This is a genomic window from Pseudomonas wuhanensis (genome assembly GCF_030687395.1).
GTDB classification, from domain to species: Bacteria; Pseudomonadota; Gammaproteobacteria; order Pseudomonadales; family Pseudomonadaceae; genus Aquipseudomonas; species Aquipseudomonas wuhanensis.
This window is the reverse complement of record NZ_CP117430.1, coordinates 1,758,355-1,773,618: the sequence shown is the minus strand read 5'-3', so window position 1 is coordinate 1,773,618 and position 15,264 is coordinate 1,758,355. Positions and strand designations below refer to the sequence as shown.

Below are 15,264 nucleotides of genomic sequence, written 5' to 3'. Positions count from 1 at the left end.
AATCAAGCATCCAGTAGCGCACGGGCAATGGTTTGGAGTTTACGGGTGAGCGGCCCAACCGGCCAGCTCAGTGCGGCATAGGCGCGCACCGGCCAAACGCCATACACGCTGTTGCAGACAAAGACCTCATCAGCCCATTGCAGCTGCTCGAGGGTGATATCGGTGATTAGCGTGGGAATTCCCAATGACTTGGCTTGAAACAATAATTCGGCACGCATCACACCCGCCACGCCACAGCGTTTGAGATTGGCGGTCACCAGCACGCCATCGCGCACCAGAAACAGATTGCTGAACACACCTTCGATCACCCGCCCGACCTGATCCAGCATCAAGCCTTCGGCATGCTCGGTGTCCTGCCATTCGGAACGGGCGATAACCTGCTCCAGGCGATTCAGATGCTTGAGCCCGGCGAGCAATGGCTGTTTGGAAAGACGTGTCGCACAAGGAAACAGCCGAACGCCCTGCTCCGCATGAACAGCCGGATAAACCGCAGGAGGATTGCCTTGCAGAATGCGTCGAGCCTGAGCCGAGGGATCGGCAGCGTAACCGCGCTGGCTGTCGCCGCGAGTGAGGATGAGTTTGAGCACGCCCTCGCCCAGCGCGGCGGCATAGGCCAGCAGCTCCGCGCGGATCAGTTGATGATCGGCGGCAATCGCCAGGCGCGAACAACCCTCGGCCAGACGCGACAAATGTCGATCCAGCAGCAGCGGCTGCCCGCCCTTGACCGCGATGGTCTCGAACAGACCATCACCGTAAGCCAGGCCGCGATCCTTCAGCGACAAAGCGTCAGCCGGTTGACCGTCGACCCAGCTGTCCATCAGTCAGCGAACCGGCGGAACACCAACGAGCCATTGGTACCGCCAAATCCGAAGGAGTTGGACAGCACCACGTCGATATCCATGCCACGCGCGGTGTGGGGTACGAAGTCTAGGTCGCAACCTTCGTCCGGCTCATCGAGGTTGATGGTCGGCGGTGCCACCTGGCTGTTGATTGCCAATACGCTGAAAATCGCCTCGACCGCGCCCGCCGCACCCAACAGGTGACCGGTCATGGATTTGGTCGAACTGACCGCCAGCTTGTAGGCGTGATCACCGAACACGGATTTGATCGCACAGGCTTCGGCGAGGTCGCCAGCCGAGGTCGAGGTGCCGTGGGCGTTGATGTACTGAACCTGATCGCTGTTGATCTTCGCATCGCGCAAGGCATTGGTGATGCAACGCGCAGCACCCGCGCCATCGGCTGGTGGCGAGGTCATGTGGTAAGCATCGCCACTGGTGCCGAAGCCGATCAGCTCGGCGTAGATGGTCGCGCCACGGGCCTTGGCGTGCTCCAGTTCTTCGAGAACCAGTGCGCCGGCGCCGTCGGACAGCACGAAGCCATCACGGCCCTTGTCCCATGGACGGCTGGCACGGGTCGGCTCGTCATTGCGGGTCGACAGTGCGCGGGAGGCACCAAAGCCGCCCATGCCCAGACCACATGCGGCCATCTCGGCACCACCGGCGATCATCACGTCGGCTTCGTCGTACATGATGTTGCGTGCCGCCATGCCGATACAATGCGTACCGGTGGTACACGCCGTGGCGATGGCGTAGTTAGGTCCCTGTGCGCCCAGATGGATGGACAGGAAACCGGAAATCATATTGATGATCGAGCCAGGCACGAAAAACGGAGAAATCCGCCGTGGGCCGGAATCATGCAGTGTGCGGCTGGTGTCTTCGATATTGGTCAGACCGCCAATACCCGACCCCATGGCCACGCCGATACGCTCGCGATTGGCGTCGGTGACTTCAAGACCTGCGTTACGCACGGCTTGAAAACCTGCAGCCAGACCGTATTGAATGAACAGGTCGAGTTTGCGAGCTTCCTTGACCGACAGGTATTCCTCGACATTGAAGCCCTTTACCGAGCCGCCAAAACGGGTGGAATAGGCAGAAAGGTCGGTGTGTTCGATCAGACCAATGCCACTGCGGCCAGCCAGAATGCCCTGCCAGCTGCTCGGCACATCCGTACCCAGTGGCGACAACATACCCATACCGGTGACTACGACGCGTCTACGCGACACAGCACTCTCCTTTTTCAAATGACGACTTTGCATCAGGCCTAAAGAAAAAACCGCACGCCATGATGGCAGTGCGGTTTTTCCATGACAGCGAGCGACGACTAAAAACTATTACGCCTGGTGGCTGGTAACGTAGTCGATTGCTGCTTGTACAGTAGTGATCTTCTCAGCTTCTTCGTCAGGGATTTCGGTCTCGAATTCCTCTTCCAGAGCCATCACCAGCTCAACGGTGTCAAGGGAGTCGGCACCCAGGTCTTCAACGAAGGAAGCAGTGTTGACCACTTCTTCTTCTTTAACGCCCAGTTGCTCAGCAACGATTTTCTTGACGCGCTCTTCGATGGTGCTCATACCTTGTTTTCACTCCTAATGGACAAATTCAGGCAGCTGGCCGGTGGGTAAGTGTATAGAAAGACTTTTCAGTTTTTCAACTGAAAGCTTCACTCCTCAAACCCGGCGACCCTCTGTCTATAAATAGATTGCAGCTTTATAACGGATTTTAGACAGCTCGTATGACATTTTTTTGAAGCAATCCGTCACATTTAACTCATGTACATCCCGCCGTTCACCGGGATTGTAGCCCCAGTAACGTAAGCCGCACCGTCGGATGCAAGAAAAGCGACCACAGACGCGATCTCTTGAGCTTGCCCCAGACGACCCAGCGGAATCTGCGTCTGCAAGGCTTCACGCTGCGCCTCGGGCAGTTCACGGGTCATATCGGTGTCGATGAACCCAGGGGCCACCGAGTTTACCGTAATCGAACGCGAACCGACTTCACGCGCCAGTGCACGACTGAAACCTTCCAGACCGGCCTTGGCGGCAGCGTAGTTTACTTGGCCTGCGTTGCCCATGGCACCCACAACCGAGCCAATACTGATAATTCGTCCCCAACGGGCTTTGGTCATGCCGCGCAAAACGCCCTTGGACAGCCGGAACAGGCTGTTCAGATTGGTATCGACGACGTCATGCCATTCGTCATCTTTCATGCGCATCATCAGGTTATCGCGGGTGATACCGGCATTATTGACCAGGATCGCCGGCGCACCGAATTGCGCCTGAATGCTCGCCAGCACGGCCGCTACGGACTCGTCGCTGGTGACATTGAGTTCCAGGCCAGTGCCCTGGATACCATTTTCTTTCAGGGTCGCAGCGATACGCTCAGCCCCTGAAGCGGAAGTCGCGGTGCCGATGACAATGGCACCCTGACGACCCAATTCCAGAGCGATAGCCTGGCCGATACCACGGCTGGCACCGGTGACCAGTGCAACTTTACCTTGCAGACTCATGCAAGCTTCTCCTTGTTAGGCCAGCGCTGCACGGGTGGCAGCGAAAGCGTCTGGGGTATTGAGGTTAGAGGTCGACACGCCTTCGGCGCAACGTTTGTTCAAACCGGCAAGTACTTTGCCAGGGCCGCATTCGACCAGCTCGGTCGCGCCCTTGGCAGCCAGCGCCTGGACCGACTCGACCCAGCGTACAGGCTTGTAGAGCTGCTCAAGCAGATCGCGCTTGAGGGTTTCCAGATCGGCCGGCACGTTGGCGCTGACGTTCTGTACCACAGGAATCTGCGGTGCCTGCCAGTCGATCGCTGCGATCGACTCGGCGAACCGCTCGGCGGCCGGACGCATCAATTCGCAGTGGGACGGCACGCTGACCGGCAATGGCATGGCGCGCTTGGCGCCACGTGCCTTGCAGCCTTCGATGGCGCGCTCGACCGCCGCCTTGGCGCCGGCGATCACTACCTGGCCCGGGGAATTGAAGTTGACCGCGCTCACCACTTCGCCTTGCGCCGCTTCGGCACAGGCTGCCAGCACGTCGGCATCTTCCAGACCCAGGATTGCAGCCATGCCGCCCTGCCCGGCCGGAACAGCCTCTTGCATCAACTGACCGCGACGCTCTACCAGTTTCACTGCGTCCCCCAGGCTCAGACTGCCTGCAGCCACCAGGGCGCTGTATTCGCCCAGGCTGTGACCGGCAACGTAAGCCGGACGCGCGCCGCCTTCAGCCAGCCACAGGCGCCACAAGGCGATCGAGGCGGTCAGAATGGCCGGCTGGGTTTTATCGGTTTGATTGAGTTGTTCTTCCGGCCCTTGCTGGGTCAGTGCCCACAGGTCGTAACCCAGAGCATCGGAAGCTTCTTTGAATGTTTCGAGGACCACCGGATGTTGCGCGCCCAACTCGGCCAGCATGCCGAGGGACTGCGAACCCTGTCCTGGAAAGACGAATGCGAGGGAAGCAGACATGTAACAAGCCCCTAATGATCTTGTCTCGGAGAATTGACGTCCCGTTTGTGGAACGCAAGAAACTCACAGTTGGATGGCCCATTGAACTGAGCGGTCACATTTAAGCATTGTCCGACGAAAACGCCTAAGGCAACAAATCTTCCAGGCGCCCATGAAGCCGTTCAGGCAAGTTTTCCTGGAGCTCGATCAACGCGCGCTGAATCGCACTCTGAAAACCCTGCACCCCCGCCGAACCGTGGCTTTTCACGACAATTCCCTGCAAACCGAGGAAACTTGCGCCGTTATGGCGTGCCGGCGCCAGTTCGGCCTGCAAGCGCTTCATCAGCGGCAGCGCCAGTGCGCCCACCACTTTCGACGCGAAATTTTTCTTGAATAACGCTTCAATGCGCCCGGCAATCATGGTCGCCAGGCCTTCGCTGGACTTGAGCAGGATATTGCCGACAAAACCGTCACACACCACCACATCCGCCTCGCCACGGTACAAGCCGTCACCTTCGACAAACCCGATGTAGTTGATGCCACGAGCCCCTTGCAACAAAGTGGCCGCCAGCTTGACCTGCTGATTGCCCTTGATGTCTTCGGTGCCGATGTTCAGCAGCGCGACCCTTGGGCGAACGATGCCCAGGGTTTCTGCCGCGACCGAGCCCATCACGGCAAACTGCAATAAGTGCTCGGCACTGCAATCGACATTGGCGCCCAGGTCGAGCAACTGGCAGTAGCCCTTCTGCGTCGGAATGGCGGCGATCATTGCCGGCCGATCGATGCCCGGCAAGGTCTTGAGCACAAACCGTGACAACGCCATCAGCGCACCGGTATTGCCGGCACTGACGCAGGCCTGGGCCTTGCCGTCGCGCAGCAACTCCAGCGCCACGCGCATCGACGAATCGGGTTTGCCGCGCAAGGCCTGGGCAGGTTTTTCGTCCATGGTGATGACTTCGGACGCCGGCGTAATCGACAGGCGCGCGCGATCCACAGCCGATTGGCTGGCGAGCAGTTCTTCAAGAAGGGAGGGTTGACCGACGAGGGTCAGGTGCAGCGAGGGCGTAGCAGACAGACAAGCAAGGCTGGCCTGAACAATGCTGCGGGGACCGAAGTCCCCGCCCATTGCGTCAATCGCGATGACTTGAGCGGACAAGGATTACTCGTCAGCGCCCTTGTCGATCACTTTACGACCACGGTATACGCCTTCTGGCGATACGTGGTGACGCAGGTGAACTTCACCGGTGGTTTTTTCTACAGACAGGGTGCTAGCCTCGAGAGCGTCGTGCGAACGACGCATGTCACGGGCAGAGCGGGATTTTTTGTTCTGCTGAACAGCCATAATTGATTAACTCCTAAACGTTTGGGTCACGCTTTAACTGCGCCAATACACTGAACGGGTTGGACCGCGTTACCTCGTCCTCGCTCGGTTCGGGCTCATCGAGACCCGCCGGCTGCTGGCATTCTTCCGGATGATGAGCAGGCACAATGGGCAAGGCGAGCAGAAGCTCCTCCTCGATCAGTGACTGCAGATCCAAAGGATCTTCGCCCAGTTCCAGCACGTCATAACCTTTCGGCAACGACTGGGTATTCGCACCCTCCTTCACCACAGCATAACTGCATTCGCTATGGATCGGCAGGGTGACCAGCTCAAGACAACGCTGGCAAACCATTTTGACTTCGGTGTCGATAAAGCTGTGAATTACCACAGATTTACGTTCATCTCGTTCAAAAACGAATTTAGCCTGCACCGTACCGACAGTATCGGAAAGCGGGTCGCAGAGTCTCTCCAAATCGGCCAGCAGCAGTTCACCTTGAAGGGTGGTGCCACGGTCAGCCAATTTGCGCGGGTCAACGTGAGGTGGAATCGGGTCATTCAACATAGGCGCAGCATTATAGGGATGCCCCCAGCCATGTCAAAGGAAATTCAGCCCTGTCCGTCACTTGAGCCTGCGCTAGAATTCGCCCCTGCCCTTTGGAGATGCGCATGCTGCCTTTATTACTTGCTTCAAGCTCGGCCTATCGCCGGGAATTGCTGGCCCGCTTGCAGCTGCCGTTCACGTGCAGCTCGCCGGACATCGACGAAAGCCATCGCCAGGACGAGCCTGCCGTCGAACTGGTAAAGCGCCTCGCCGAAGAAAAAGCCCGCGCACTTGCAGGCAGCCATCCAGCCCACCTGATCATCGGCTCGGATCAGGTCGCCGTACTCGGCGAGCGGATTATCGGCAAACCTCACACCTTCGAAAAGGCCCGCGAACAACTGCTGGCATCCAGCGGTGCGAGCGTGACCTTCCTGACCGGCCTGGCACTGCTCAATAGCCAGACCGGCCACTGCCAGGTCGACTGCGTGCCCTTTACCGTACACATGCGCACACTCGACGCAGCGCGCATCGAACGCTACCTGCACGCAGAACAGCCCTACGACTGCGCTGGCAGCTTCAAGGCCGAAGGTTTGGGGGTGAGCCTGTTTCAGAGCACCGAAGGCCCTGACGCCACCAGCCTGATCGGCCTGCCACTGATTCGCCTGATCGATATGCTGTTGGCTGAAAACGTACAGATACCCTGAACCGTACCTCCGTACAGAGACCGCGTTCACACAAAAAAAACCGGCCACGCGGGCCGGTTTCTTTATGCAGCCAGGTGATTAGCGTAGCGAAGGCCCTTGAAAGCCCATCCACATCGCCAAATGCTCAGCCACGCTGGCGCCGAGCTTTTTCGAGAAGCGATCGAACGGCGATTCCTCGACAGTGAAATCCACCAACTCTTTCTCGCCAATCACATCACGCGCAACCGAACTGGCATTGCCCAGACCATCGATCAAGCCCAGCGACAGCGCCTGCTCACCCGACCAGATCAGCCCGGAGAACAACTCCGGATGCTCTTTATCCTTCAGGCGATCACCACGGCCCTTCTTGACGCTGCTGATGAACTGCTGATGAGTGGTATCGAGCACGCTCTGCCAGAACTGGGTTTCCGCGGGTTTCTGCGGCTGGAACGGATCGAGGAACGATTTGTGCTCGCCGGAGGTGTAGGTACGACGCTCGACGCCCAACTTTTCCATGGTCCCGACAAAACCGTAACCGGCCGCTGTCACACCAATGGAACCCACCAGGCTCGCCTTGTCGGCGTAGATCTGATCCGCCGCACTGGCGATGTAATAGGCACCGGAAGCGCCCAGATCCGAGATTACCGCGTAAACCTTGGTATCCGGATGCAGGCCGCGCAAACGACGAATCTCGTCGTAGACATAACCCGACTGCACCGGACTGCCGCCAGGGCTGTTGATCCGCAGAACCACACCCTTGACCTTCTTGTCCTCGAAGGCCGCACGCAGACTGCCGACGATATTGTCGGCACTGGCTGGCTCTTTGTCGGCAATCATGCCCGTTACATCGATCAGCGCCGTGTAGCCAGAGCCGAGAGCAGCGCCTTTCTCCATGCTTATCAATGGCGATAACAGAATCAACGCGCCAATCAGGTACAAAAAAGTCAGCGATTTGAAGAATATTCCCCAGCGACGGGACCGGCGCTGTTCCTGCACACCAGCCAGCAGGGTTTTTTCCAGCAGCTTCCAGCTTTTCTCGTCACCGCTTTCCGCACTCGCCTTGGCGGGCGCTTTCCATTCGTCGGTCATGCCATGTACCCCAGCAAAAAAAACCAATTAAACCCGCTGACTCAGCCAGGCGTGCAACTCTGAAAAACGATCAATGGCCAGTCTCGGCTCAAATAGTTTCAAGGCGTCGATCGATTGAGCGCCATAGCTGACCGCCACCGAATCCATGCCCGCATTGCGCGCCATCTGCAGGTCGAACGACGAGTCGCCAACCATGAGCGCCTGCTCCGGACGAACCTCGCAATGGGCGAGAATCTGTTCGAGCATCAGTGGATGGGGTTTGCTGGCGGTTTCGTCCGCAGCACGGGTGATATCGAAATAATCTTCCCAACCGTGAGACTTCAACACCCGATCCAGCCCACGACGAGCCTTGCCGGTCGCTACTGCCAGATGATACCCCTCGACACGAAACGCTTCGAGAGACTCGATAACACCCTCAAACAGCGGGGAAGGCACGGCCTCCGCCGCAATGTAGTGATCTGCATAGTGCTGACGGAACGCTATCAGCTCGGCGTCGCCAATCTCGGGATACAGGGTGCGAATCGCTTCCGGCAAGCCCAGACCGATAATGCCTTTGACGGCAAAATCATCACGCAACTGAAAACCGGACCGCTCGGACGCGACATGCATCGCCTCGACAATTCGACCAATGGAGTCAGCGAGCGTGCCGTCCCAATCGAAAATCAGCAGTTTGTAATCAGTAGGGTGCACTCAAGCGCTCCACGGTTTTGGCCCACATCTCGTCGACGGGCGCCTGCAACTTGAGCTCACCACCATCAGGCAGCGGCACAGTCAGCATGTAGGCGTGCAGAAACAGACGCTTGCCGCCGAGATCACGAATCTCTTTGCTGAAACCCTCATCGCCGTACTTGGTATCACCAGCGATGCAATGTCCCGCATGCAGAGTATGGACGCGAATCTGGTGAGTTCGGCCGGTGATCGGCTTGGCTTCGATCAGGGTGGCAAAGTCGCCAAAACGACGCAGGACCTTGAACACGGTCACAGACTCCTTGCCCTCCTCCTCGTCCACCTCGACCATGCGCTCACCGGAGCGCAGATTGCTCTTGCCCAGCGACGCACGGACTTGCTTGATCGAGGCCGCCCAGTTGCCACGGACCAGCGCCATATAGCGCTTATCGACGCCATCGCCGCGCAATGCCGTGTGCAAGTGGCGCAACATGCTGCGCTTTTTGGCAATCATCAGCAGGCCGGAGGTATCACGATCAAGACGATGAACCAGTTCGAGCTCTTTGCAATCCGGACGCAACTGACGAAAGGCTTCAATCACGCCGTAGGTCAAGCCACTGCCACCATGAACCGCAATGCCGCAAGGCTTGTTGACCACGATCAGCGCCTTGTCTTCGTAGACAATGGAAGCTTCGAGCCGCTGCAACAGACCCTGGGCCAGCGGCACAGGTTCGTCGCGCTCAGGCACGCGAACCGGCGGCACGCGCACGATATCGCCCGCCTGAAGCTTGTATTCGGGCTTGATCCGACCTTTGTTCACCCGCACTTCGCCCTTGCGCAAAATGCGGTAAATCAAGGTCTTGGGCACGCCTTTGAGCCGAGCGAGAAGGAAGTTATCAATACGTTGGCCGGCATATTCCGGCGAGACCTCCAGCAGTTGTACGGCTGGGGTCGAAGGGGCAGTAGTCGTCATGGTGCGGATGATAACAATTTTTTATGGAATTGAAGCACTTAATCATTGCTGCTATAGTCGCGAACGCCGCCAAAAGTGGCCTGGACAGCGGACTAACGGTCAAAAACCGGCCCTGACCAACGCAATTCACGAGGACGAGAGGCCGTCCTACGGGGCTTTCGCTACGTAACGGCAGAGTTTTCAGTTGTAACGAGCGCAGGTGACATAAGGCCTGAATCATGCCGCAAAGCAGAGTTTTCACTCGCCTTCCGAGCAAATATTCACGGCCAGTTCACAAAGTGCAGTCAGCTGCGAACGACCCCGGGCGAACGCTTCGGAAACACCGCCTAAATTAGCCATGATGCGTGACCTCCCCTTTCGGAGCTCACGGTAAATGCCAACCCGCTGCGGATTCTGCGCGCGGCAGCACCCGAATTATCAGGGATACGTGTAGGGTGGAGATGCACAACCGCTGGACTGTGTAGCAATAGGCTTTATCAAGACGCTTCATCTCGTCCACAGCCGCCGGTTGATTCCTCCTCCTGACTGAGTGCTTAAGTAGCCACAGCAAGCAGGACGCGTACGTCGCGACACCGGCCCAATTGGTTGGGGTTCGCTAGACACTGGAGTGGCCAACCACTCCTGACGCACCTGACACCGACCGTGAGAAGTCGTGTGTGCCGAACGCCGTTTCCGGCAGCCCGGAAACCGACGGTACTACATGAAAAGAATGCTGATTAACGCAACTCAACCCGAAGAGTTGCGTGTTGCACTGGTAGATGGCCAGCGCCTCTACGACCTGGACATCGAATCCGGTGCACGCGAGCAGAAGAAGGCCAACATCTATAAAGGCCGGATTACTCGCATCGAACCAAGCCTTGAGGCTGCCTTTGTCGATTTCGGCTCTGAGCGCCACGGCTTCCTGCCCCTCAAAGAAATCTCCCGCGAATACTTCAAGAAAGCCCCCGAAGGCCGCGTCAACATCAAGGACGTCCTGAGCGAAGGCCAGGAAGTCATCGTTCAGGTCGAAAAAGAAGAACGTGGCAACAAGGGCGCCGCCCTGACCACCTTCATCAGCCTGGCCGGTCGTTACCTGGTGCTGATGCCGAACAACCCGCGTGCCGGCGGTATTTCCCGTCGCATCGAAGGTGAAGAGCGCAACGAACTGCGTGAAGCCCTGAACGGTCTGGTTGCCCCGGCCGACATGGGTCTGATCGTTCGCACTGCCGGCCTTGGCCGCAGCAGCGAAGAAATGCAGTGGGACCTCGATTACCTGCTGCAACTCTGGACCGCCATCAAAGAAGCTTCGCTGGATCGTTCCGCGCCGTTCCTGATCTACCAGGAAAGCAACGTGATCATCCGCGCCATCCGCGATTACCTGCGCCAGGACATCGGCGAAGTGCTGATCGACAGCGTTGAAGCCCAGGACGAAGCCCTGACCTTCATTCGCCAGGTGATGCCGCAGTACGCCAGCAAAATCAAGCTGTACGAAGACAGCGTTCCGCTGTTCAACCGTTTCCAGATCGAAAGCCAGATCGAAACCGCCTTCCAGCGCGTCGTCGAACTGCCTTCCGGCGGCTCCATCGTTATCGATCCGACCGAAGCCCTGGTGTCCATCGACATCAACTCGGCGCGCGCCACCAAAGGCAGCGACATCGAAGAAACCGCACTGCAGACCAACCTTGAAGCCGCCGAAGAAATCGCCCGTCAGTTGCGCTTGCGCGACATCGGCGGCCTGATCGTCATCGACTTCATCGACATGACCCCTGCCAAGAACCAGCGCGCCGTGGAAGAGAAAGTCCGCGAATGCCTGGAAGCCGACCGCGCTCGCGTGCAAGTCGGTCGCATCTCGCGCTTCGGCCTGCTGGAAATGTCCCGTCAGCGCCTGCGTCCATCCCTGGGCGAAAGCAGCGGCATCGTCTGCCCGCGTTGCAATGGCACCGGCATCATCCGTGACGTTGAATCGCTGTCGCTGGCGATCCTGCGCCTGATCGAAGAAGAAGCCCTGAAAGACCGTACCGCCGAAGTTCGCGCACAAGTACCGATTCCGGTTGCAGCTTTCCTGCTCAACGAAAAACGCAACTCGATCACCAAGATCGAACTGCGCACCCGTGCCCGCATCGTCATTCTGCCGAACGATCACCTCGAAACGCCGCACTTCGAAGTTCAGCGTCTGCGCGATGACAGCCCGGAAGCCAGCATCAATCAGTCCAGCTACGAAATCGCCGCTGCCGCTGCCGAAGTCGAAGAAGTCCAGCCAGCCGCCGCGACCCGCACTCTGGTTCGCCAGGAAGCCGCGGTCAAGACCGCTCCGGCTCGCGCCAACGCTCCGGTTCCGACCGAAGTCGCCGTCGCTCCGGTGGCTGCACCGGCCGTCGCCCCAGAGCCAAGCCTGTTCAAAGGCCTGGTGAAATCGCTGGTCAGCCTGTTCGCCACCAAGGAAGAGCCTGCTGCGCCGGTTGTGGTTGAAAAGCCAGCCACCGAACGCCCTGCCCGCAACGAAGAGCGCCGTAACGGCCGTCAGCAGAGCCGCAACCGTAATGGTCGCCGCGATGAAGAGCGCAAGCCTCGTGAGGAACGTGCACCGCGTGAAGAACGCGCACCACGTGAGCCACGCGAAGCCCGCGAAGAAGCTCCAGCAGTCGCCCAGGAACGCGCTCCGCGTGAAGAGCGCGCACCACGCGCCCCTCGTGAAGAACGTGCACCGCGCGCCCCGCGTGAAGATCGCAAGCCACGTGGCGAGCGTGAAGAACGTCCGGTTCGTGAACTGCGCGAGCCTCTGGATGCCGCTCCGGCCGCCGCTGCCAGCGCTGAAGAGCGTCCAGCCCGTCAGCCACGTGAAGAACGCGCTCCACGCCCACCGCGTGAAGAACGCCAGCCACGTACCGAGCAAGCCGCTGCCGCCGTTGCTGAAGAAGAGTTGACCACCAACGAAGAGCAACTGCAGGAAGACGGTCAGGAAGGCGCCGAAGGCGATCGTCCTCGCCGCCGCTCCCGTGGCCAGCGTCGTCGCAGCAACCGTCGTGAGCGTCAACGCGATGCCAACGGCAACGTGATCGAAGGTTCGGAAGAGTCCGAATCGGCTGAAAACGCCGAAGCGCCAAGCGCTGCCGATCTGGCCGCCGGCCTGGCTGTTACCGCTGCCGTTGCCAGCTCCGTGATCAGCGCACCTGCTGAAGCACAAGCCAACGAGCAAGCCGAACGCGCCACTGCCGCCACACTGGAAACTGCTCCGGTCGAAGCGCCAGTCGTTGAAGCGACTACGCCGGTAGAAGTCACCGCTGCTCCGGAAATCGAAGTAGCACCGGTTCGTGAAGCCCAGCCGGAAGTTGAAGCTGTCGCTGAGCCGGCCGTTGTCGCTGAACCAGTGGTTGCTAGCGAACCTGTGATCGAAGCACCGGCTGAACCGGTACATGAAGTTCGCGAAGAACAAACCGCGTTCAACTGGGTTGCCGAGCCACCTATAGCGGTCGAAGCTCCAACGCCTGTCGCTGAAGCCCCGGTTGCTGAAGCCATGGCTTCCGAGCCCGTGGTTGCTGCTGCCGAGCCTGCTCCAGCGGTTGTTGAAGCGCCAGTTGTTGCCGAAGAGGCTGCACCGGTGGTTGAAGCCGCACCTGTCAGCGCTCTGACCCCAAGCGGTCGTGCGCCGAACGACCCACGTGAAGTACGTCGTCGCAAGCGTGAAGCCGAACGTCTGCAGAAAGAAGCCGAATTGGCTGCCACTGCTGCTCCGGCCGCTGCCGAGCCAGCACCGGTTGTTGCTGAAGTTGTCGAGGCAGCCCCTGCCCCGACCGCTGAAGCCCCTGCCGAACCGGTTGAATCTGTGATCGACGAAGCACCGCGCTCCGTTCAGGAAGCGGTAGAGCAACACGAGCAAGCCCTGGAAAAAGAGCACGAGCCTAAACCCCTCGCCTGATTCCATCGGCCACTAAAAAGCCCCGCCTGGTGACCCAGGCGGGGCTTTTTTTATGGTGCGCCCAGCATGGGCGCAATCTTGTGGGTGAAAGTCCCGCCGTAAGCTGGCCACAGCGAACGAAGTGAAGCGCAACTGCATGAGGGCGACCGAGTGTGGGGAGGAAGCGTGAATCGAAACCGTGAGCCGATGAACAAGAACCGGATACAAGGCGAAGCCGATCAGGGCGAGCGGGCCGTAAACCGCGAAGCTCTTGTGGTCAAGGATCAGGCTGCGTAAATCCGGCGGTTGTGCGGGGAAGGATTGTGTTCTTACCTGGGGAGATCTCGCCTTGTGCCTGAAAGGGCGACGGTGCAAGCCGGAGCGAGAAGTCAGCAGAGGCCGTAGTAGTCATCTTTTTTTGACGAAGGGCCGAACGAGAGAAAGCGTTATAGGCCATGTTGATGCGAAAGACCGGAAGTCAGATGCCTGCCAAACGCGGGGCGGATGGAGATAACGAGCGGTGAAGCCGTGAGAAGTCCTGTCAGCGACGAGGTCGATCGCCCGCAAGATGAATCCGACAATGCAGGGCAAGGGCTGCTGGAACGGGCCTTTGCGAGAGAAAACCTGAAGCGGGCGTGGAAGCGGGTCAAGGCCAACAAAGGTGCAGCGGGAGTCGACGGTCTGGACATTGAACAGACCGCCGAATATCTGCTGACTCAGTGGGCGGCGATTCGTGAACAGCTTCTATCAGGTGTCTACCGGCCCAGTCCGGTACGCCGAGTGGTCATTCCCAAACCTGACGGCGGTCAGCGCGAGTTAGGCATCCCGACGGTCACCGACCGTCTGATCCAACAAGCCTTGCTGCAAATCCTGCAACCACTGCTCGATCCAACCTTCAGTGAACACAGCTATGGCTTTCGCCCGGGACGCTCTGCGCAGGATGCCGTTATGGCGGCTCAGCGCCATGTGTCCTCGGGACGCAAGGTGGTGGTGGATGTTGATCTGGAGAAGTTCTTCGATCGGGTCGACCACGACATCCTGATGAATCGCTTGCGCAAACGGATTGCGGATCGGGCGGTTATCCGGCTGATTCGGGCCTATCTGGATGCCGGAACGCTGATCAATGGCATGGTCGAGAAAAGCCGCGTCGGGGCGCCGCAAGGCGGCCCGCTGTCGCCATTGTTGGCGAATGTGCTGCTGAACGAAGTGGATCGGGAGCTTGAACGTCGAGGGCATTGCTTCGTGCGCTATGCCGACGATGCGAATGTGTACGTTCGCAGCCGCAGGGCTGGGCAGCGGGTAATGACTTTGCTGAAGCGCCTGTACGAAAAGCTGCACTTGAGCGTCAATGAGAGCAAGAGTGCGGTGGCGAGTGCGTTTGGTCGCAAGTTTCTTGGGTATGCCTTTTGGGCATCGCCCAAAGGCGTCAAAAGAGCCGTGGCGATCAAGGCGCGCAAGCAGTTCAAGCAACGGATACGCGAACTGACCCGCCGCTCAGGTGGCCGCAGTATGCGACAAGTAGTCGAAAATCTACGCCCTTACCTCTTGGGCTGGACAGCTTACTTTGGGTTGTCACAAACCCCGAAAATCTGGCGAGAGCTGGATGAATGGATACGACACCGACTGCGAGCGATCCAACTGAAGCAATGGCGGCGTGGACCGACGATCTACCGCGAACTGAGGGCGCTGGGAGCCAGCAGCCAAACGGCCCGCAGAGTGGCGGCCAACTCGCATAGTTGGTGGCGTAACAGCCGATTTGAGCTGAATCGAGTGTTGGATATAGCGTGGTTCGACAGACTGGGTCTGGTACGACTCTCATAACCTCAATCTCTCGAACCGCCC

14 protein-coding genes are annotated in these 15,264 nt (G+C 59.0%); 3 read left to right on the top strand and 11 right to left on the bottom strand.

Annotated elements, in window-relative coordinates; all coding sequences use genetic code 11:
- Positions 1–2: 2 nt before the first annotated feature.
- The 8 genes from pabC to PSH88_RS08115 form a co-directional block, all read right to left on the bottom strand.
- On the bottom strand, positions 3–818 hold the full coding sequence (pabC, locus tag PSH88_RS08150; protein WP_305425727.1) for an aminodeoxychorismate lyase: 816 nt from the start codon (positions 816–818) through the stop codon (positions 3–5).
- A complete protein-coding gene (fabF, locus tag PSH88_RS08145; protein WP_007904000.1) occupies positions 818–2,062 on the bottom strand; it encodes a beta-ketoacyl-ACP synthase II in 1,245 nt (414 codons plus the stop codon). The genes pabC and fabF overlap by 1 nt, the downstream gene beginning before the upstream one ends.
- A 108-nt stretch (positions 2,063–2,170) precedes the next feature.
- Complete coding sequence (acpP, locus tag PSH88_RS08140; RefSeq protein ID WP_003175607.1) at positions 2,171–2,407, bottom strand: acyl carrier protein; 237 nt, start codon at positions 2,405–2,407, stop codon at positions 2,171–2,173.
- Positions 2,408–2,598: 191 nt separating this feature from the next.
- On the bottom strand, positions 2,599–3,342 hold the full coding sequence (gene fabG, locus PSH88_RS08135) for a 3-oxoacyl-ACP reductase FabG (protein ID WP_305425726.1): 744 nt from the start codon (positions 3,340–3,342) through the stop codon (positions 2,599–2,601).
- Positions 3,343–3,357: 15 nt separating this feature from the next.
- The gene (fabD, locus tag PSH88_RS08130; protein ID WP_305425725.1) at positions 3,358–4,296 is read right to left on the bottom strand and encodes an ACP S-malonyltransferase; all 939 of its coding nucleotides are present in this window, start codon (positions 4,294–4,296) and stop codon (positions 3,358–3,360) included.
- A 124-nt stretch (positions 4,297–4,420) separates the two neighbouring features.
- Positions 4,421–5,431 carry a phosphate acyltransferase PlsX gene (plsX, locus tag PSH88_RS08125; protein WP_370694680.1) on the bottom strand — a complete coding sequence of 337 codons (1,011 nt, stop codon included), beginning with the start codon at positions 5,429–5,431 and terminating at the stop codon, positions 4,421–4,423.
- A gap of 3 nt (positions 5,432–5,434) precedes the next feature.
- Positions 5,435–5,617 (bottom strand): 50S ribosomal protein L32, encoded by a 183-nt coding sequence (rpmF, locus tag PSH88_RS08120; RefSeq protein WP_003179396.1) that lies wholly within the window; start codon positions 5,615–5,617, stop codon positions 5,435–5,437.
- 13 nt (positions 5,618–5,630) lie between these two features.
- Positions 5,631–6,158, bottom strand: coding sequence for a YceD family protein (locus tag PSH88_RS08115; RefSeq protein WP_004371317.1), 528 nt, complete (start codon positions 6,156–6,158; stop codon positions 5,631–5,633).
- Between the two features lie 104 nt (positions 6,159–6,262).
- On the opposite strand from PSH88_RS08115, the gene PSH88_RS08110 reads away from it, so the two are divergent.
- Positions 6,263–6,841, top strand: a complete 579-nt coding sequence (locus PSH88_RS08110; RefSeq protein ID WP_305425723.1) for a Maf family protein — start codon at positions 6,263–6,265, stop codon at positions 6,839–6,841.
- 78 nt (positions 6,842–6,919) lie between these two features.
- Here the strand turns inward: PSH88_RS08110 and sppA are convergent, their stop codons facing one another.
- From sppA to rluC, 3 genes are read right to left on the bottom strand one after another with little or no spacing between them, the layout of a single operon-like run.
- The gene (sppA, locus tag PSH88_RS08105; protein WP_305425722.1) at positions 6,920–7,909 is read right to left on the bottom strand and encodes a signal peptide peptidase SppA; all 990 of its coding nucleotides are present in this window, start codon (positions 7,907–7,909) and stop codon (positions 6,920–6,922) included.
- Positions 7,910–7,936: 27 nt separating this feature from the next.
- Entirely contained in the window at positions 7,937–8,599 is a 663-nt protein-coding gene (locus tag PSH88_RS08100) for an HAD-IA family hydrolase (RefSeq protein WP_305425721.1), read from the bottom strand.
- Positions 8,586–9,548, bottom strand: coding sequence for a 23S rRNA pseudouridine(955/2504/2580) synthase RluC (gene rluC / locus PSH88_RS08095; protein WP_008014368.1), 963 nt, complete (start codon positions 9,546–9,548; stop codon positions 8,586–8,588). Before rluC ends, PSH88_RS08100 begins: the two co-directional genes overlap by 14 nt.
- 700 nt (positions 9,549–10,248) lie before the next feature.
- On the opposite strand from rluC, the gene rne reads away from it, so the two are divergent.
- The gene (rne, locus tag PSH88_RS08090; RefSeq protein ID WP_305483505.1) at positions 10,249–13,443 is read left to right on the top strand and encodes a ribonuclease E; all 3,195 of its coding nucleotides are present in this window, start codon (positions 10,249–10,251) and stop codon (positions 13,441–13,443) included.
- A gap of 483 nt (positions 13,444–13,926) precedes the next feature.
- Complete coding sequence (ltrA, locus tag PSH88_RS08085; protein WP_370694672.1) at positions 13,927–15,243, top strand: group II intron reverse transcriptase/maturase; 1,317 nt, start codon at positions 13,927–13,929, stop codon at positions 15,241–15,243.
- Positions 15,244–15,264 lie beyond the last annotated feature (21 nt).